The following is an 18,598-nucleotide window of genomic DNA, read 5'->3' as shown; positions in this document are numbered from 1 at the left end:
GCGGCGGCTGGTTCAGGCCGCCAGCTCGCCCGTGGCGTGCATGCCCAGGCCCGCCAGCAGGCTGTCCATGTCGAGCACGATCAGCATGCGCTCGCCGAGGGCGCCGATGGCCGTCACGTGGCCGGCCATGGCCGAGCCGTGCAGCTGCGGCGGTGGCTTGATCTGCGCCGGCGCCAGCGGCACCACGTCGGCCACGCGGTCGACCACGATGCCGGTGGCGCCATGCGCGAAGACGAGGATGATCACCACCGTCGAGGCATCGTACGCGGGCTCGGCCTGGCCCAGCGCGATGCGCAGGTCGGCCAGCGGCACGATGCTGCCGCGCAGGTGGATGAAGCCCTTGAGGAAGGCGGGCGCGTTGGCGATGCGGGTGACGGCGCCGTAGCCGCGGATTTCCTGCACCAGGCCGATGTCGATCGCGTATTCCTCCTTGCCGAGTCCAAAGACCAGCAATTCGCGGGCGCCCGCTTGCGCCCGTTGACCCGCTGCCGCGGCATGTGTCGTCGTCGTTTCCATGTGCTTGCTCCTGTCAGGTGCTGCGTACTGCATGAGACTGCGAAGATCGCCGGGCGGGGTTCAAGCCTGCTCGACGCGGTTGCGGCCATTTTTCTTGGCCTGGTACAGGGCGGCGTCGGCCTGCGTGAAGCCCGCTTTCCAGTCGCCGTCCGCCGGCAGCGGCGCCAGGCCGATGCTGATCGTCGCGGCGATGGGCGCGTGCTCGACATCGACCTGCGCCGCGGCCACGGCAAGGCGGATGCGCTCGGCCACCTGGCGCGCCCTGGCCAGGTCCGTATGGGGGAACAGCAAGCCGAATTCCTCGCCGCCCACGCGGGCGACGACATCGGCGGCCCGTGCCTGGGCCAGGATGATGGCCGCGATGGCTTGCAGCACGGCGTCGCCGGCCGCATGGCCATGCTGGTCATTGACATGCTTGAAGAAATCGATGTCGGCGATGCCGATGGTCATCGGGTGGCCCGAGCGCCTGGAGCGCGCCGCCGTGCGCACGGCGTCGATTTCGAAGGCGCGGCGGTTGGGCAGCTGGGTCAGGGGATCGCTGAGGGCGATGCGCTGCAACTGCTGCCAGCGGGCCGCGTTCTGCTGTTCGATGGCCAGTTCGCGGCGCTGGTCAATGAAAAAGGCGCCCATGAAGTTTTCATCGTCGAGGGTGCCCAGGTCCATGGCCTTGAGCACGATGGGCAGCATCGTGCCATCGCGGTGGCGAATGGCGAAATGGCGCTTGTGGCCCAGCACCCTGGACTTCGTGTAGCCGGCCAGATACGCGCCGTTCTGCGCGCCATGCTGCTCGCGCACGGCGTCGGGCAGCAGCGCCTCGATCGGCTGGCCTGGCAAGCTGCCCGCGGCATAGCCGCTCAGCGCATACATGGCATCGTTCGCATAGCGGATGCGCGAGCCCGCATCGATGATGACGGCGGCGTCATCGGCGGCGTCGAGCAGGCGCAAGGCCAGGATTCTGTTCATCTGCTTGTCCCCTACAAAGAAGGTGGAGATGCCGTGCGGTCGAGGCAAAGAGGTCTGCCGAACCGCCTTGGGCGCTCCTTTATACGCATCATACATCAAATAAAAATGATTTCAACGAATATTGTGATTTTCATGATTTTATTTGGATTTTCGACACAGCTAAGTTCGGGGGCGTAGAGCGTAAACAGCTGATGCTGGGCCATTTCTTCCTATGGTGAGCAAAGTTTTCTTCTTTGTTTCGTTTGCTCGCGGAAAGAAAAAACGATTTTTTCGTGAATTTATTTATTGTATTCGGTAAATTTATGTAGCAAAATGCAGTGAAGCAACACCATTGACTGTGGAGAGAGGAGACGGACATGCATACGAAGATGTCGGCAAGAGGCAGCGTAGAGGCGGGCAAGGGCTATCCACACGGGGCGCAGGTGCGCCATGCATCGATGCAGCGCCTGAAGGCGATCGCTTACCTGGCCCTGTTGCTGGCAGTGGTGCCGGCCGCGGCCTGCATCGCCACGGGACGCGCCGGCATGCCGGCGCCGTTCAGCGCCATGTGCGGCGTGGTGTCGTGCGCGGCAGGCGAGCATGGACTCTAGCTCGCGGCCTGCGCCTCCTCGCGTATCCATGCCATGAATGCCTGGACGGCAGGGCGCGTGGCCGCGTCGGGCCGCGTCACCAGGTAGTAGGCAAAGCGCGCGGGCCAGGGCAAGTCCAGCACTTGCACCAGGCGTCCCGCGGCGATTTCCTCCTGCGCGTACAGCTGCGGCACCAGGGCCAGTCCCTGTCCCGCCTCGGCCGCGCGTATCAACAGAAAATCATCTTCGAAGGCCGAGCCGCGCAACGCCCGCGCCGCATCGGCGCTGCCGTCCGGGGCGCCATGCGCGGCCAGCCACAAGGGCCAGTCGGCGCGGTCCGTATCGTGCAGCAGCGGGTAGCGCAGGCAATCGCCGGGCGTGGTGATGGGCGGCTGGCCTGCCATCAGGGCGGGGCTGGCGACGGGCACCAGCACGGGTGCCATTAACCGCGTCACCTGCAAGCCCGGATACTCTCCCAGGCCGTGGCGCAAGGCCACGTCGACCCTGTCGCGGCGCAGGTCGACCAGCGCCGACGTGGCTTCCACGCGCACCTCGATTTGCGGGTGGCGCTGGTTGAAGCGGCCCAGGCGCGGCACCAGCCACGCGGCGGCAAAGGTGGCGACCGTGCTGACGGTGAGCGTCTGGCGCCCACCCATGTCTTCCAGCGCCTGGCTGGCGCCGGCGATCTGCGCAAAGGCACCCAGCAGGGTGGGGTGGACCATGGCGCCCGCTTCGGTCAGGCGCAAGCCCTGGCGTTCGCGCGTAAACAGGGGCATGCCGACCCGTTCTTCCAGCAGGCGGATTTGCTGGCTGACGGCGCCCGACGTCACGTGCAGCGCTTCGGCGGCGGCCTTGATGCTGCCGCGTTGGCCCACTTCGACAAAGGCGCGCAGCGCCTGGAGCGGTAAAGGATGTTTCATTGATATAGTTTTTCTATAGTAAGACAGCAAAAATCATCGTTTCCATTCGCTGAAAATAAGAGCGAGGATGGCGGTGTTTGCAACGCTTATTTTACTTCAGTAAAACTATATCGACAGGATACTCCATGCACAGCATCACATCCCCCGCGGGTTCGCTTGAACTCTACACCGACAGCTCGCCCAACGGCTTCAAGGCCACCATCGCACTGGCCGAACTGGGCTTGCCGTATCAATTGCGCCATGTGCGCATCGACCAGGGCGAACACCGGCTGCCCGCTTTCCTGGCCCTCAATCCGCACGGGCGCATTCCCGTGCTGGTCGACCACGAGACGGGCGTCACCGTGTTCGAGTCGGCCGCCATCCTGCTGTACCTGGCCGAGAAGACGGGGCGGCTGCTGCCCGCAGCGCCCGCGCAGCGCTGGGGCGCCATCACCTGGCTGCAATTTCATGCGGCCAGCATGGGGCCGGTGCTGGGCCAGCGCGTGCATTTCGAGATCGAGGAGAGAGGCGCAAATGCGGCCGCCACGGCACACTTTCGCCAGCTTTGCGGCGCGGCGCTGGCCACCATGGATGGCCGCCTGGCGGCCAACGCCTACCTGGCCGGCGACGGCTATTCCATTGCCGACATCGCCAGCTTCGGCTGGCTGCACATCGCCCGCATCGTCGGCTTCGATTTATCCGCCTGGCCCCATGTCAGCAGCTGGTACGCCCGCGTGGCGGCGCGTCCGGCCGTGCGGCTGGGCGTCACTATCCCCGCGCCCGCCACGGGCGCCTGATTTTTATCGAGGAACAGCATGAGCAATGACATCACGGCAGGCGCCTCGTCGCAGGCCTTCACGCAGCACCGCGGCTACCGCCGCATGTTCGCGCCCGGCGCGCTTACCCTCGGCATTTACCTGCCGCTGCGTTTTTACCAGGGCGACATGCGGGCGCTGGCCGGCCAGGCCGACCTGGTCGCCGCCATGGACAGGCAAGGCTTCGCCGCCGCCTGGGTGCGCGATATTCCCCTGTTCGACCCGCGCTTCGGCGATGCGGGCCAGCTGTTCGACCCATGGACCTATCTCGCCTACCTGGCGGCGCGCACGGACTCGCTGGCCCTGGCCACGGGCAGCGCCATTTTTACCCTGCGCCATCCGATCGACCTGGCCAAGGCGGCCGCCAGCATCGACCAGTTGTCGGGCGGGCGCCTGGTGCTGGGCACGGCCTCGGGCGACCGCGCCAGCGAATTTCCCGCATATGGCGTGCCGTACGATACGCGTGGCGAACGCTATGCGCAGGCCGTGCACCTGTTCCGCCAATTGCTGCGCCCTGGCCCCGTGGATGTCAGCAGCCCGCTGGGCAAGCTCGAGGGTCTCGAACTGCTGCCCAAGCCCGTGGCGGGCGCCATTCCCCTGATCGTCACCAGTTCCTCGGGCCAGCCGCTTGAGTGGATAGGGCGGCATGCCGATGGCTGGCTGACGTATCCGGAAGCGACCGATACGCCGGACGGGCCGCGCCGGCTGGCGGAAAAGATCCGCGCCTGGCGCCAGTGCATCCCGGATGGCGGCTTCCGCCCACACATGTGCAATGAGTGGCTGGACCTGGTGGACGACCCCGACTATCCGCGCACGCCCGTGCGCAGCGGCTATGTGCTGCGCACGGGGCGCAAGGGCTTGATCGATCTGCTGGGGGAATGGCAGGAAGCGGGCGTCAACCATGCGGCACTGGGCATCCAGCATGGCCGGCGTCCGGCCGCCGAGGTGCTGCGGGAGCTGGCGCAGGAAGTGCTGCCGCATTTTCCTTCGCATGCGGCACCGGTCAGCGCCGTGCCACGCTGGTAAGCCTGCTTAGAACGCCTGGCTGGCCGCGTAAATGAGCAAGCCGGCCAGGCCGCCCACGATGGTGCCGTTGATGCGGATGAATTGCAGGTCGCGCCCGATGGCCAGTTCGATGCGTTCGCTCATTTCTTCCTTGCTCCACAAGTCGAGGCGGCTGGCGATGAAGGCGCCCACCTCGCCCCGGTAGCGGCGCACCAGCGAGCCGCTGCCGGCGACGATGGCGCCGTTCAGCCATGCCCGCGCATGGTCGTCCGTGCCCAGCACCCGGCCCGTGTTGCGCGCCAGGCTGGCGATGGCTTGCGCCAGCACGGGCTGGTCCGCGTGCAGGTCGGCCAGCACGCGCGTGCTGATGTGCTTCCACACGTCGCCCAGCATGGCTTGCACCGTGTCGCTGGCGATCAGTTGCAACTGGTAGCGGCGCACCGTGTCCTGCCACTGCGGGTCGGCCTTCAGGTGCAGCGCGCTGTCGGCGATCCAGCCGGCGATGCGCTGGCGCAGCGGGTGATCGGGATCGATGCGCACGGCGATGGCGAATTTTTGCAGCGAGGCGATCATGCGCGGCTCGTACGCTTTCACGGCTTTTTTGATCAGCGCGTTCTCGATCTGGAAGGCGCCCAGCACGAAGTCGCCGATGGCCGCGTGGTGCGCCTCGTCGTCGAGGTAGGCGGCGCCGCGGTCGAGCAGGAAGTCCAGCAATTCTTGCGGCTTGCCGTCGGCGATCAGCGCATCGATGCAGTCGGCCGCCACGTCCGACAGGTTCAATTGACCCAGGTAGCCGCTGGCCTGTTCGCGCAGCAGGTGGCCCAGCTTGTCGTGGTCGGCCATCGCCAGCAGCTGTTTCGCCACGCCGGCGCTGGCCATGCCCAGCTGCCGCGCGTGGGCTTCGTCGGCCAGCCAGGCGCCCAGGCGCGCGGCGGGGTCGGCTTGCGCGATGCGCTCGGCGATGCCTTGCTCGGTAATGAAATGGTTTTCCACGAAGGCGCCCAGGCTGCGCCCGATGTCGGCCTTGCTGTTCGGGATGATGGCCGTATGCCACAAGGGAATGCCCAGCGGGTGGCGGAACAGGGCGACGACGGCGAACCAGTCGGCGATCGCGCCCACCATGGACGCTTCGGCGAACGCTTCCACATAGCCCCAGGCCGGGTGGCCGCCGCGCTGCGAGCGGGCCACGGCAAAGACCAGCGCGGCGAGCAGCAGCAAGCCAACGGCCAGCCACTGCATGTTGCGCAGGCGCGCGCGCTTGAGCTGGTCCGTGCTGTGGTCCAGCTGTTTGATGAGGTCGGGGGAGCGTTGCATCGATGGCGGTCTGCGGGGTTGCGAGACCGCCATCTTACTGCGATGGCGCAGTGGAGGGATTACTGTTGCGGATGCAGCAGCGAACGGCGGCGCGCGTAGCCGAAGTAGATGACCAGGCCGATCACGAGCCAGATGGTAAAGGCCACCCAGGTGACCCAGCTCAGGAAGGTCATCAGGCCCACGCACAGGATCACGGCCAGCGCCGGCACGTACGGCACGCCAGGGCAGCGGAAGGCGCGCGGCAGGTCCGGACGCTTCTTGCGCAGCACCACGACGGCGACGGAGACCATGGTGAAGGCGGCCAGGGTACCGATGTTGATCAGCTCAGCGAGGATGTTGAGCGGGATCACGGCGGCGATCAGGCCGAAGACGATGCCGACCAGCCAGGTGGCGAAGAACGGCGTGTGGAAGCGCGGGTGCACGGTCGACAGGCGCTTGGGCAGCAAGCCGTCGCGCGACATGGCGAAGATGATGCGCGTCTGGCCGAAGGCCATCACGAGGATCACGGTGGTCATGCCGAGGATGGCGCCCAGGTCGACGAAGCCGGCGATCCAGTTTTCACCCGCATACTGCAGGGCCAGCGAGACGGGATGGTCGACGCCGAGGAATTTTTGATATGGCACGATGCCCGTCATGATGGCCGACACCACGACGTACAGCACGGCGCACACGGCCAAGGATCCTATGATGCCGATCGGCAGGTCGCGCGACGGTTTTTTGACTTCCTCGGCGGCCGAAGTGACGGCGTCGAAGCCGATGAAGGCGAAGAAGACGAGGGCGGCGGCGCTCAGCATGCCGTGGTAGCCGAACGGCATGTAGGGCTGCCAGTTGGCGGGCTGCACGTGGCGCGCGCCGAAGATGATGAACAGCAGGACCACGCCTACCTTGATGGCCACCATGATGTTGTTCAGGCGCGCCGATTCGCGCACGCCCCAGCCCAGCATGGCCGTCAGCAGCAGCATGATGACGAGGGCCGGCAGGTTGATGAAGGTGGTCACGCCAGGCAGGGCGCCGGGCGCTGCCGTCAGGGCGACGGGCAAGGCGATGCCAAAGCCTGACAGCAGCGACTGGAAGTAGCCGGACCAGCCGACGGAGACGGCGGCCGCGGCCAGGCCGTACTCGAGCAGCAAGTCCCAGCCTATCATCCAGGCGGCCAGCTCGCCCAAAGTGGCATAGCTGTAGGTGTAGATGGAACCGGCCACGGGCACGGTGGAAGCGAATTCCGCGTAGCACAGGGCGGCGAAGCAGCAGGCGACGGCCGCCACGACGAACGACAGCGACAGGGCGGGCCCGGCCGTCAGGGCGCCCGTGCCGGTCAGCACGAAAATGCCCGTGCCGACGATGGCGCCTATGCCCATGAGGACAAGGTCGAAGGGCCCCAGCACTTTCGCCAGACCTCCCGGTTTCTTGCTGTGGGCGATCATGTCATCCAAATTCTTGGTTCTAAATAAGCTCACTGTGTCTCCTGGTGGTTTTTGTCATGGCGCCATTGCCGCCTCGTGAGTAGCACGACGCAGCCAGATTCTAGCCCACGCGCCCTTGATTCCAGAAGGAAAACCGTACGGTGCCGTGCGCGCCAGCCCCGCAAACTTGTCCGGCAGGCAAAAAAACAGCCCCGGATGGTGGCCCGGGGCTGGAAAGGAGACTGCTACAGTTGGTTACTCTGGCTTACTTGGCAAAGTGCGCTTCGATCTCTTCCAAGGTCTTGCCCTTGGTTTCGGGGAGCAAAAACGCTGCCGCCAGGAAATACAGCACCGTGCAGCCGGCGCCAAAGAAGAACAGGGTCGAATAGCCGTGCAAGCCCACGGTCGGCAGGAAGATGGCGGCGATCACCGTCGAGACGAACTGGTTGACCAGCAGCGCGATGCTCATGCCGTTCGAGCGGATGCGCGTCGGCATCAGTTCGGACAGGGCCAGCCACACGCACACGCCCGGTCCCACGGCAAAGCTGGACACGAACACGCAGATGGCAATGGCCACCAGCCAGCCGTGCGTCGACGAGGGCACGGGGCCCAGGCTGGCCTTCTCGATGCGCAGCGGCGCTTCGTGTCCGGCGGCCGGGTCGGCGAACGGGTTCAGGTGCAGCTTGCGGAAGAACGCGCCGATCACGCTGTCAGGCTGCACGGCGTCGTCGCGGGCGATCGTCACCTGGCGCAGCACGGGGTCGTCGCTGCGCAGGCTTTTCACGTTGGTGAACGGGCCGTAGGCGTAGGCGATGGTCAGCTGCTGCGGCGTGCCGTCGGCCGCCGCACCCAGGGCCGTCAAGGCGGCCGCGTCGAGGTTCAGGGCCAGGCCATCGGCCTGCACTTGCGCGGCGATGGCGGGGCGCACGTCGGCCAGATGCGCTTCGGCGCCGCGGAACAGCAGGCCGGCCGCCAGCAGCGAGACGACGATGCCGCCCGTGCCCAGCATCAGCAGGAACTTGCGGCCCTTGCGGTCGACCAGCAGCACGGCCACCACCGTCATCACGGCATTGAGTACTTTCAGCAAGACGTCGGCCATGTTGGCCGAGGCGCCCGACAGGCCGGCCTGGTTCAGGATATTGACGACATAGGCGAGGATGGAATTGATGCCCGTCGCCTGCGTGCAGGCGAGGATCAAACAAGCGAGCAGGAAGGGCAGCACGTAGCGGCGGCTCAGCAGCGGGTCTTTTGCCTTGCCGCTTGCCTTGGCCGTATTCTCGGGCGTATCTTGCATCTCGCGCAGCTCGATGTCGGCGGCGGCGGGCAAACGCGTGCGCAGCAGCGACTGGCGCGCCTGCTCGATGCGGCCCCGTTGCGCCAGCCAGCGCGGCGACTCGGCCAGCAGCAGGGCGCCGACGGTAAACACGAGGCCCGGCGTCAAACAGACCCAGAAGATGCTGCGCCAGGCCTGGTCCTTGGCCGTGAAGATGGCGGCGACGCGGCCCGCTTCCGGCAACGCTTGCGCGGCCTGCGTGGCCGTTTCCACCGTCTGCGCCTGCATCAGGCCGATCAGGGCGGCGGCCACCAGGCCGATGGTCAGCAGCAGCTGGAACAGGGCGGCGCCCCGTCCGCGCTGCTGCGCGGGCAGGCATTCAGCCAGGTACAGGGGCACGACGACGCCGATCAAGCCGCCGCTGATGCCTTGCAGCAGACGGCCCAGCAGCAGCGGCGTGTAGCCGTCGGCCAGCGCGATCAGCGGGATGCTGGCGCTGAACAGGGCGCCGGCCAGAAACATCACCCAGCGCCGGCCCAAGAGGTCGGCCAGGGCGCCGGCGAACAGCGACGACAGGACGGAACCCAGCAGCACGGCGGCGACGATAAAGCTCAGTTGCTGGGCTGTCAGTTTCCAGGCCACGGAGGCCGTCGATTCCAGGTAGGGCAGGGCGCCGGCGATGATGCCGATGTCTATGCCGTACAGCAATCCCCCCATGCCGGCAATAAATAGCAGGTAGCGCATGGCCCACACGGGGGCCTTGTGTGACGTGTCGTGCATGGTAACTCCGGGACGGGGTTGAGGTTGTGGATGGTCTAGCGGGTGGAAAGATCGATGGCCGTGCCTTCGACGAAGACGGACACTGGCTGTAATTGGGAATCGAGGACGACGATATCGGCCCAGGCGCCCGGCGCCAATCGGCCACGTTCGGATTCGCCCAGGTAGTCGGCCGGGTACAGCGACAAGCGGTTCGAGGCGTCGGCCAGGTCCAGGCCCAGGTCGACGAAATTGCGCAGGGCCTGGTCCATGGTCAGCACGCTACCGGCCAGGGAACCCGTGGCCAGGCGCACGCAGCCCAGGCATTTGTAGACGCGCTGCGTGCCCAGGCCGTACTCGCCATCGGGCATGCCGGTGGCCGAGGTGGCATCCGTCACGCCGTACAGGCGCGGGATGGCGCGCAGGGCCGCGCGCAGGGCGCCCTTGGCCACGTGCTGCAGGTCGGGGATGATTTCCGCGTATTCGGCATGCGCGAGCGCCGCGCCGACCATGCCCGGGTCGTAATGCGTCATGCCCGTCATGCCGTTGTACAGGTGGGTAAAGCCGGACACGCCGGCGTTCAGCGCGGCCACGCCTTCGTCATACGTGCCGGCGCTGTGGCCGATCTGCACGCGGATGCCCATGGCCGCCAGTTGCGGGATCAGTTCCAGATGGCCGGGGATTTCCGGCGCCATGGTCAAGACCTTGATGGGCGCGATGGCGTGAAAGCGCTGCACCAGCGCCAGGCTGGCCTGCACGACGTCGGGCGGCTGCGCGCCCAGGCGGTGCAAATTCAAAAACGGTCCTTCCAGGTGCACGCCCAGCATGCGCGCGCCGTTGGCGGGGCGCTCGGCGATGACGCCGGCCAGGCCTTGCAGGGCGCACAGGATCGACGGTTCCTTGGCTGTCAGGGTCGTGCCCAGCAGGGCCGTGGTGCCGTGGCGTGCGTGCACCTGCGCCACGGTGGCGCCCGCGTTCCCGCCTTCCATAATGTCGACGCCGGCCGCGCCGTGCACATGCAGGTCGATGAAGCCGGGCAGGATGGTCAGCGCGCTGTCGGCGGCAGGGTCTTCTTGTATCTGGACGATGCGCTGGTCAAAGGTAATGGTGCCCGTGATCCAGCCAGATGGGGTAAGGATTCTGCCGCTCAGCATGTGTTATTCCGCTATAAAAAGTTCGATGCCCAGCTTTTGCAGCCCTTCGCGGTACTCCTGGCTGATGCTGGCATCGGTGATGACGGTATCGACCCGGTCCAGCTGCACGATGCGGTGCAGGCTGACGCGGCCGAACTTCGAGGCGTCCGTGAGGACGATGATTTTCTTCGCCCGTTCCACCATCTTGTGGTTCAGGCTTGCTTCCGCTTCGTGATGGGTGGTGACGCCAAACTGCAGGTCGAAGCCGTCCACGCCCAGAAACAGCTTGTCGAAGCTGTAGGCCTGCAGACAGGTTTCCGCCTGGCTGCCCTGGATCGACAGCGACTGCTTGCGCAGCAGGCCGCCCGTCAGGATCAGGTCCACGCCGGGCGCGTCGGCCAGTTCCCACGCGATGTTCAGGCCATTCGTCGCCACCGTCACGCCTGTCGCGTCGCGCAGATGGCGCGCCAGCGAGATGGTGGTGGTGCCCGAGTCGATGATGATGTTGTCGCCCGGTTCCACCAGCCGCGCCGCATACGCGCCGATGCGCTCCTTCTGCTCGTGGTTGATGGCATCCTTCTGGCGTATCGTGTGTTCAAGCGGGGGCGTGCGCGTGAGGGTCGCGCCGCCGTGGCTGCGCGTGGCCATGCCTTGCGCTTCCAGCGCATTCAAGTCGCTGCGGATGGTGACCGCGGACACGCCGAGCTTTTCCACCAAGTCGGTCACTTGCACCGAGCCCTGCTGGGCAAGCATTTGGAGGATGGATTCACGGCGTTGGCTGGTATTTCGCATGGTGGCGGGCTCGGTAAAAAGTGAAAATACCGAGCTTAACAGATTGCCGCTTCGGCAATGACGGGGACTGCCGCATTGCGGTTGCAGGCGCGCGCATATTGCGCCAGCAAGCTGCCGATCTTGTGCTCGATCAGGTCCGATGCCTGCGCCGGCAAACTGCCCTGCACCACGGCCAGATACTGTTCCGGCAAATGCTGGCTCAGGAGCGGCAGCGGAATGGCCACCGTATCCAGGTTGGCCAGCAGCTTGCCGACGGCGGCCGCCACTTCCGGCTCGCCCCAGTAATAGCGGCAACGGTCGCTCAAGCCGTAGCGGCGCATCAGGCGCTGCTCGTCCGGCGTGCCCAGGTAATGCTTGATCCAGTTCTTCGGCTTGGCCACCATCACGTCGTCGAGCACTTGCATCAGCTGTGACGTGGCGTGCGCCGGCAGCAGTTCTTCCTCGATCTGGCACAGGGCGAACAGCGCCTCGCGCAGCGCGAAGGTGGCGGCCGGGCCCACTTTCAGGATGGCGAAATGGTCGCGCACCATGGCGTGCAGCGCCGTTTCGCGCTGGTAGTCGGTGGAGTGGGCTTCGAACACGAGGCCGGGCTGCTCGGCGACAAAGGCCGACAGTTCTGTGGCGGCATCGGCATCGTAGTGCTGGATGCTGCTCTGGTCGAAATCAACGCCAGGCTGCACCACCATGGCGATGACGCGGCGCCAGGCGCCATGCAATTCCTTGTCGAGGAAGGCGCGGCGGTGCACGTCGAGCGTACGGCGCGCCGCTTGCGGGCTGGTGACGGCGCCGGCTTGTGCCAGCGATGCTTCGCCGCCGGGAACCGGTACTTCCGTACCGATCACGTAGACGGGCGGCGCAAAGCCGGCGGCCGCCGCCGCTTCCTCGGCGACGATGCACAGGCGCGCCGAACGGGCGGCCACTGTTTCATCGTCGAGCTGCAAGGGATCGTCGGCACAGCGCATGCTGCAATCGAGGTGGATCTTATGGAAGCCGGCCGACGCATACGCGGCGATCAGGGTTTCGGCGTGGTTCATCGCGGTGGCCGCATCGAGGTGCTGCCAGGCGTTCGGCCCCAGATGATCGCCGCCCAGCACGAGGCGGCTGGCGGGGAAACCCTGTTCACGGGCCAGTGCCAGCATGGTGTCGCGGAAAACGGCCGGCGTCATGCCCGTGTAGCCGCCGAACTGGTCGACCTGGTTCGACGTCGCCTCGACCAGCAGCACCGTGTCGTACTCGCTGGCCACGCGCATGGCGGCGCGCAGCACGCTCGGGTGGCTGCAGCAGACGGCGTACAGTCCCACGCGCTCGCCGCGGCGGTGCGCCTTGATCACTTGCTGGATCGGGGACAGGGTAAAAGTCGGGTTTTCCGCTTGCTTCATCATGTTTACGCCTTTGTATGTTGTCGTATCAAAAGGGCCGCGCCGCGTGCGCCGCCGGCGTCGCCAAAGCGGGGCGGCAGAATGGGCGGCACGTGCACGCCGGGGAACAGATGGCGTTTCACGGCGGCCGGCAGCTTGTCGTATAGGTGCGGCAGCTTGGACAGGCCGCCGCCGAGCACGATGACGTGCGGGTCATAGGCCAGCACGAGGCCGGCCAGCGCGTGGCCCAGCACGTCGAGGTGCACTGCCACCGTGCGCTGGGCCACGGCGTCGCCCATATTGGCGCGCGCCACGATGGCCAGCGGCTCGGCGCCGTCGCCGCCGAGGTGCGCGTGGAGTTTGCGCATGGCGGGGCCGGAGACATAGCGTTCCAGGCAGCCCGCTTTGCCGCACGGGCAGTCGTAACCGGCCAGGCCATGCTGCGCCAGCAGGGTGGCGGGCAGGCTCCAGTGGCCCCATTCGCCGGCCACGCCGTTAAAGCCGCGCAGCAGCTGGCCGCCCACGCAATAGCCGCCGCCGGCGCCGGTGCCGAGGATGGCGCCGAACATGCTGGCGGCATTGTCGGCCGCGCCGCCTTGCGCTTCCGACAGGGCGAAGCACTGGCAATCGTTGCCGATGGCGACAGGGCGCTGCAAGGCTTGCTGCAGGGTTTGCGCCACGAGGCGGCCGTTCAGGGCCGGCACGTTGGAACTGAGCTGGCGGCCGCTGGCGCTGTCGATCACGCCAGGCAAGCCGATGCCGACGGGCGCCGTCGTGCCCAGTGCCGCGTCGCCGCGTGCCACCAGGCCGGTGATGGCTTGCACGAAGGCGTTGAAATCGTCGCCGGGCGTGGCGACCCGTTCGCGGAACACTTCTTCCAGCGCGCCATCGCGGTCGGCAAACGCGACCAGCTCTATCTTGCTGCCGCCGATGTCGATGCCGTGGTAGCCGGCTGTGTGATTAGAATTGGTCATGGCCATAGATGGTGACGCCTTGCACGACACGGTTGACGATGCCGCCGGCGAATGGATTGTCGGGGCGCAGTTGCAGCAGTGCGGACTGGTGCAGCGCATATTGCTGCGCCATCAGCAGCCACAGCGGGGCCAGCCAGGCGTCGGGCCAGGCCGGCGCATCGGCAGATAAGTCACCGCCGATACCGACGGTCAGGCACGTCTGCGCCACGCTGTCGCGCTGCAGTTCTTTCAATAGGTCGTCTTCGTACTGGCGCGCCAGCGGCTTGCTGCTGCGCAGCAGGATTACCAGCGACTCCGTGGTGACGGCCGATTTCGGGCCGTGGCGGAAGCCCAGCGGCGTATTCGCCATCGCCATCACTCTGCCGCCCGTCAATTCCAGGATTTTCAATGCGGCTTCCTTGGCCAGCGCTTCCAGCGGGCCGCTGCCCAGGTAGACGACGCGCCGCACCGGTGTCGAACCGAGGTCCGCCACGGGCGCCGACCAGTCGCGCAAGGCGTGTTCGCCCAGCTGCGCCAGGGTGTCCAGGCGAGACAGATCCGTGTCCTTGCCCAGTACCGACAGGGCCGCCAGCAGCATGCTGCTGAAACTGCTGGTCATGGCGAAGCCGCGGTCGCAGCTGCCTTCCGGCATCAGCAGATTATAGGTATTGCTGTCGTTTGCGCCCTGGCGCGCCAGCTTGCCGTCCGCATTGCAGGTGATGTTCAGAAAGCGCGCGCCGGGCACGACCTGGCGCAGCAGCTCCACGGCCGCCAGGCTTTCCGGGCTGTCGCCGCTGCGGGCAAACGAGACGAGCAGGGTGGGCGCGTCCGCTTCCAGGTACAGCTCATGGTGGGTCAGCAAAGTCGTGGTGGCGATGGCGCGGATCTGCGCGGGCCAGGCCGCATTCAGGGTATCGACGACGATTTCGCCCACATAGGCCGAGCTGCCGGCGCCCGTGAGGATGACGCGTTGTTGGGGGTTCGACAGCGCGTCGCCGAGGAAGGCGGCCAGTGTCGCTTGCTCCTTGCGCAAGATGCCGGCCAGCGCGCGCCAGATAGCTGGCTGGTGGGCGATTTCCTCGGCCGTGTGCAGGCCGCCGATGTCGCGCCAGGTTTGAATGTCACGCTGAAGAAGGGTAGTCATGAGAGGTCAGTAAAGTGTTTGTTGGAGAAAGCATAAATACTAAATTTCGAAAAGTCAAATACGAAAGTAAAACGAAAGTAAATAGTTTGGCGGCTTGCGAAATAATGTCGTTTTAATGGCCATGAAGCATGCTGCGGTGCAGCGCAAAAGCCCGTGGCGGCGCGGCCTGTCGCTGAAATGCCACGATAACGAAAGTATGTTTTGTGACATTTTGGTGAAACGTAAGAAAAATGCGCCAATTCTGGGCATTTTATTAATAAATTGCCGCTTTAACTTTCTTTTGATTGACGATATTTATTTTTCTTCTTAAAGTATTTCCATCACTTCGATTTTCTGAAAGCCAGCAGATGAAACCTCTCCCGCTTCCCCGCCGCGCCCTTGCCGCCTGCGTCCTCGCCGCCCTTGCCACTCTGGCCGCACCGGGCCTGCAGGCCGCGCCTATCGGTAACCTGACCAGCTTGAGCGCCGTGCATGCGGCCGACGTGGCCAAGGGCGAGGCGCTGGGCTGGGAACTGCGCAGCGACACGGGCATGCAACTGCGCATCAGCCTGCCGCAGGTGGACGTGCTGCGCATCGAGGCCGGCGGCAAGGCAGGCTTGACGGGGCCCGGCGACAAGGCAGCGCCCATCGTCGTGGGCCAGCCTGCCGCGCAGGTGGCGTACCAGATCAAGGAACAGCCCGACCATATCCTGATCAGCACCGATGCCCTGAGCCTGCGCATCGATCGCAAACCGCTGCGCTTTTCCCTTTTCCGCAACGGTGATGCGGTGCCCTTGTGGCGCGAGGTGCAGCCGCTGTCGCTCGACGACAAGCAGGGCGTGCAGGTGCTATCGAGCCTGCCGGGCGAGCGTTATTTCGGCGGCGGCCAGCAAAATGGCCGCTTCGAATTCAAGGGCAAGCAGGTGCCTGTGTCGTATTCGGGCGGCTGGGAAGAGGGAGACCGGCCGAATCCCGCACCATTTCTCATGAGTTCACGCGGCTGGGGCATGCTACGCAATACCTGGTCCGACGGGAACTACGATCTGCGCGACAAGGAGCAGATCTCGCTGCAGCATGCGGAAGGCCGCTTCGATGCGTATTTCTTCGTCGGCAAGGACTTGCGCGACGTCGTCGCCCGCTACACGGACTTGACGGGCCGCGCGCGCATGCTGCCCCGCTGGGCGCTGGAATACGGCGACGCCGATTGCTACAACGATGGCGATAACGTGAAAAAGCCCGGTTCCGTGCCGAAGAACTGGACGGACGGCCCCACGGGCAAGACGCCGGACGTGGTGGAAACGGTGGCGCGCCAGTACCGCGAACACGACATGCCGGGCGGCTGGATACTGCCCAACGACGGCTACGGCTGCGGCTACACGAATTTGCCGGAAACGGTGAAGGGCCTGGCCGGCTATGGCTTCCGCACGGGCCTGTGGACGGAAAACGGCGTCGACAAGATCGCCTGGGAAGTGGGCCAGGCGGGCAGCCGCGTGCAAAAGCTCGACGTGGCGTGGACGGGCAAGGGCTACCAGTTCGCCATGGATGCGAACAAGTCGGCCTACGACGGAATCCTGAACAACTCCGACAGCCGGCCGTTCCTGTGGACGGTGATGGGCTGGGCCGGCATCCAGCGCTACGCCGTGGCGTGGACGGGCGACCAGAGCGCCAGCTGGGACTACATCCGCTGGCATATCCCGACCCTGATCGGCTCGGGCCTGTCCGGCCAGGCCTATGCATCGGGCGATGTGGACGCCATCTTCGGCGGCAGCCCGGAAACCTATCTGCGCGACTTGCAGTGGAAAAGCTTTACGCCCGTCCTGATGGGCATGTCCGGCTGGGCCGCGGCCGAGCGCAAGCACCCGTGGTGGTTCGATGAGCCGTACCGCCACATCAACCGCCGCTATCTGAAGCTCAAGATGCGCCTCACGCCGTATATGTATACCCTGGTGCGCGAAGCGGAGCAATCGGGCGCGCCGCTGGTGCGCGGCCTGATGTGGGATTACCCGCAAGACCCGGCCGCCTATACGGAAGCCTATAAATACCAGTTCCTGCTGGGCCGCGACGTGCTGGTGGCGCCCGTCTACCGCAGCCAGGCCGTCAGCGGCGGCTGGCGCAAGGGCATCCACCTGCCGCAGGGCACGTGGTACGACTACTGGGATGGCCGCCAGGCCACGGCCGACGCCAAGGGGCGCGACCTCGATCTGCAGGTGACGCTCGATAAACTGCCCGTGTTCGTGCGCGCCGGCGCCATCCTGCCCATGTATCCAGAAATGCTGTACGACGGCCAGAAGCCGAAGGATCAGCTCACGCTCGATATCTACCCGCACGGCGATTCCGACTACACCCTGTATGAAGACGATGGCAACACGCGCCAGTACCAGGGCGGCGCCTTCAGCCAGCAAGTCATCCGCATGCGCCAGACGGGCGCCGACGTGCAGGTCGACATCGGCGCCGTCGATGGCCAGTACCAGGGCCAGGAAGCGCGTCGCGCTTATGCGCTGCGCATGCTGGCCGGCCAGGCGCCGGCCGCCGTGCGCGCCGGCGAACGCCTGATCGCGGCAGCCGCCGGCCGTGCCGCCTACGACAAAGCGGCAGAGGGCTGGTATTTTGATGCGGCGGACAGACAAGGCACCTTGCACGTGAAAGTGGCGGCGCAGGATATCCGCCAGCCTTTGATCCTGCAGGTTGCCGGCGCGCTGGCCGTGGCACGCACGGATGCCGACTTCCCGGCGGCGCCCGTGCCGGGCCGCGCCTTGCCGGCCGACGCCATGCAGGTGGTGGCGCGTCCTGCGGAAGAAAGCGGCTATCCGCTGGAAAACGCTTTCGATGGCAAGCCGGAGACGTGGTTCCGCACCGTGCGCAGCCCGTCCGTGAAAAGCGGACCGCATGAATGGGTGATCGGCTTCACGGAACGGCGCCTGGTGGACGGCGTCGAACTGGCGCCGCGCAACGACCAGCACTGGAAGCATGGCCAGGTGCGCGACTATGAAATCTACATCGGCGACAACAACGGCGAGTGGGGCGCGCCGCTGCAGCGGGGCACCTTGAAGCTGCAGGAAGGCCCGCAGACGATCAACTTCCCCGCCACGGCCGGGCGCTTGCTGCGCTTTCGCGTCATGAGCACGCAAAATCCGGAAGGCGATGGCGCGGCGTCCCTGGACCCGATGGTAACGGCGGCGCAAGCGGGTCCGGTGGCGCGCGCGTTCGACGCGGCGCTGGCGACCGACGTGGCACCCGTCACCTTGTCCGCATTCCGCGTGCTCGAACACAGAGTGGCCGAAGGCGAGGAAGTGCAGCGTTATCTGTCGGACCTGGCGCTGCCAAAGACTATCGCGAAAGACCGGCCAGCCGGCAAGGCGGCCGAGATGCGCATGAACGGGCTGTGGTTCCGCAAGGGCCTCGGCGTGGGACCCGCCAGCCGCATCGACTTGCAGCTGGCGGGCAACTGGAATCTGCTGCGCGCCGACCTGGGCGTGGACGATAGCTGCCGCAGCGCGGGCGGCTTGCAATTCCAGGTCTGGAGCGGTGAGCGGCTGCTGTACGACAGCGGCCTGGTCACGGCTCCCGGGGTGGTCAAACCCGAAATCGACGTGCGCGGCCTGAGCCAGCTCAGTTTGCGCACCCTGGGCGCGCGCGGCGCCCACCCGGCCCAGGTCTGCGGCAACTGGGCCAATGCCGTACTCACCGGCACGGAAGGCGCGACAGTCAAGCCGCGCTAACTGCTTC

General features: G+C 66.1%; 16 protein-coding genes. 5 read left to right on the top strand and 11 right to left on the bottom strand.

The window, feature by feature from the left end:
• Nucleotides 1-12 precede the first annotated feature (12 nt).
• Together SKZ59_RS11985 and SKZ59_RS11980 are read right to left on the bottom strand one after the other, a co-directional pair.
• Nucleotides 13-516, bottom strand: coding sequence for a chemotaxis protein CheW (locus SKZ59_RS11985; protein WP_319991873.1), 504 nt, complete (start codon nucleotides 514-516; stop codon nucleotides 13-15).
• A gap of 60 nt (nucleotides 517-576) precedes the next feature.
• The gene (locus SKZ59_RS11980; RefSeq protein ID WP_319991872.1) at nucleotides 577-1,479 is read right to left on the bottom strand and encodes a sensor domain-containing diguanylate cyclase; all 903 of its coding nucleotides are present in this window, start codon (nucleotides 1,477-1,479) and stop codon (nucleotides 577-579) included.
• A gap of 356 nt (nucleotides 1,480-1,835) precedes the next feature.
• Here SKZ59_RS11980 and SKZ59_RS11975 point away from each other — a divergent pair, with 356 nt between their 5' ends.
• Nucleotides 1,836-2,069 carry a hypothetical protein gene (locus SKZ59_RS11975; protein WP_034751303.1) on the top strand — a complete coding sequence of 78 codons (234 nt, stop codon included), beginning with the start codon at nucleotides 1,836-1,838 and terminating at the stop codon, nucleotides 2,067-2,069.
• Here the strand turns inward: SKZ59_RS11975 and SKZ59_RS11970 are convergent.
• The gene (locus SKZ59_RS11970) at nucleotides 2,066-2,968 is read right to left on the bottom strand and encodes a LysR substrate-binding domain-containing protein (protein WP_319991871.1); all 903 of its coding nucleotides are present in this window, start codon (nucleotides 2,966-2,968) and stop codon (nucleotides 2,066-2,068) included. The two genes, SKZ59_RS11975 and SKZ59_RS11970, sit on opposite strands and share 4 nt — an antisense overlap.
• 125 nt (nucleotides 2,969-3,093) lie before the next feature.
• Here SKZ59_RS11970 and SKZ59_RS11965 point away from each other — a divergent pair, with 125 nt between their 5' ends.
• Nucleotides 3,094-3,744 (top strand): glutathione S-transferase family protein, encoded by a 651-nt coding sequence (locus SKZ59_RS11965; RefSeq protein ID WP_319991870.1) that lies wholly within the window; start codon nucleotides 3,094-3,096, stop codon nucleotides 3,742-3,744.
• Between the two features lie 18 nt (nucleotides 3,745-3,762).
• The gene (locus tag SKZ59_RS11960; protein ID WP_319991869.1) at nucleotides 3,763-4,788 is read left to right on the top strand and encodes an LLM class oxidoreductase; all 1,026 of its coding nucleotides are present in this window, start codon (nucleotides 3,763-3,765) and stop codon (nucleotides 4,786-4,788) included.
• Nucleotides 4,789-4,794: 6 nt separating this feature from the next.
• Here SKZ59_RS11960 and SKZ59_RS11955 read toward each other — a convergent pair whose 3' ends face one another.
• The 8 genes from SKZ59_RS11955 to SKZ59_RS11920 form a co-directional block, all read right to left on the bottom strand.
• Nucleotides 4,795-6,081, bottom strand: a complete 1,287-nt coding sequence (locus SKZ59_RS11955) for a DUF445 domain-containing protein (RefSeq protein WP_070305928.1) — start codon at nucleotides 6,079-6,081, stop codon at nucleotides 4,795-4,797.
• 59 nt (nucleotides 6,082-6,140) lie between these two features.
• Nucleotides 6,141-7,538 (bottom strand): amino acid permease, encoded by a 1,398-nt coding sequence (locus SKZ59_RS11950; RefSeq protein ID WP_034751289.1) that lies wholly within the window; start codon nucleotides 7,536-7,538, stop codon nucleotides 6,141-6,143.
• A 211-nt stretch (nucleotides 7,539-7,749) separates the two neighbouring features.
• A complete protein-coding gene (locus SKZ59_RS11945; RefSeq protein WP_319991868.1) occupies nucleotides 7,750-9,537 on the bottom strand; it encodes an MFS transporter in 1,788 nt (595 codons plus the stop codon).
• 35 nt (nucleotides 9,538-9,572) lie between these two features.
• Complete coding sequence (locus SKZ59_RS11940) at nucleotides 9,573-10,667, bottom strand: N-acetylglucosamine-6-phosphate deacetylase (protein ID WP_219329451.1); 1,095 nt, start codon at nucleotides 10,665-10,667, stop codon at nucleotides 9,573-9,575.
• Nucleotides 10,668-10,670: 3 nt separating this feature from the next.
• A complete protein-coding gene (locus SKZ59_RS11935) occupies nucleotides 10,671-11,438 on the bottom strand; it encodes a DeoR family transcriptional regulator (protein ID WP_034751280.1) in 768 nt (255 codons plus the stop codon).
• A gap of 35 nt (nucleotides 11,439-11,473) precedes the next feature.
• On the bottom strand, nucleotides 11,474-12,817 hold the full coding sequence (locus tag SKZ59_RS11930) for a D-tagatose-bisphosphate aldolase, class II, non-catalytic subunit (protein ID WP_217653656.1): 1,344 nt from the start codon (nucleotides 12,815-12,817) through the stop codon (nucleotides 11,474-11,476).
• A gap of 5 nt (nucleotides 12,818-12,822) precedes the next feature.
• Entirely contained in the window at nucleotides 12,823-13,770 is a 948-nt protein-coding gene (locus SKZ59_RS11925) for an ROK family protein (RefSeq protein WP_319991867.1), read from the bottom strand.
• Nucleotides 13,757-14,893, bottom strand: a complete 1,137-nt coding sequence (locus SKZ59_RS11920; protein ID WP_319991866.1) for an SIS domain-containing protein — start codon at nucleotides 14,891-14,893, stop codon at nucleotides 13,757-13,759. The genes SKZ59_RS11925 and SKZ59_RS11920 overlap by 14 nt, the downstream gene beginning before the upstream one ends.
• 115 nt (nucleotides 14,894-15,008) lie before the next feature.
• Between SKZ59_RS11920 and SKZ59_RS11915 the strand changes: the two genes are divergently transcribed.
• Both SKZ59_RS11915 and SKZ59_RS11910 read left to right on the top strand, forming a co-directional pair.
• Nucleotides 15,009-15,203 carry a hypothetical protein gene (locus SKZ59_RS11915; RefSeq protein ID WP_319991865.1) on the top strand — a complete coding sequence of 65 codons (195 nt, stop codon included), beginning with the start codon at nucleotides 15,009-15,011 and terminating at the stop codon, nucleotides 15,201-15,203.
• 37 nt (nucleotides 15,204-15,240) lie between these two features.
• Nucleotides 15,241-18,591, top strand: a complete 3,351-nt coding sequence (locus SKZ59_RS11910; RefSeq protein WP_319991864.1) for a TIM-barrel domain-containing protein — start codon at nucleotides 15,241-15,243, stop codon at nucleotides 18,589-18,591.
• Nucleotides 18,592-18,598: the final 7 nt, after the last annotated feature.

The organism is Janthinobacterium sp. GMG2 (genome assembly GCF_033949445.1).
GTDB classification, from domain to species: Bacteria; Pseudomonadota; Gammaproteobacteria; order Burkholderiales; family Burkholderiaceae_D; genus Janthinobacterium; species Janthinobacterium aestuarii.
This window is presented reverse-complemented; position numbering and strand designations above follow the sequence as displayed.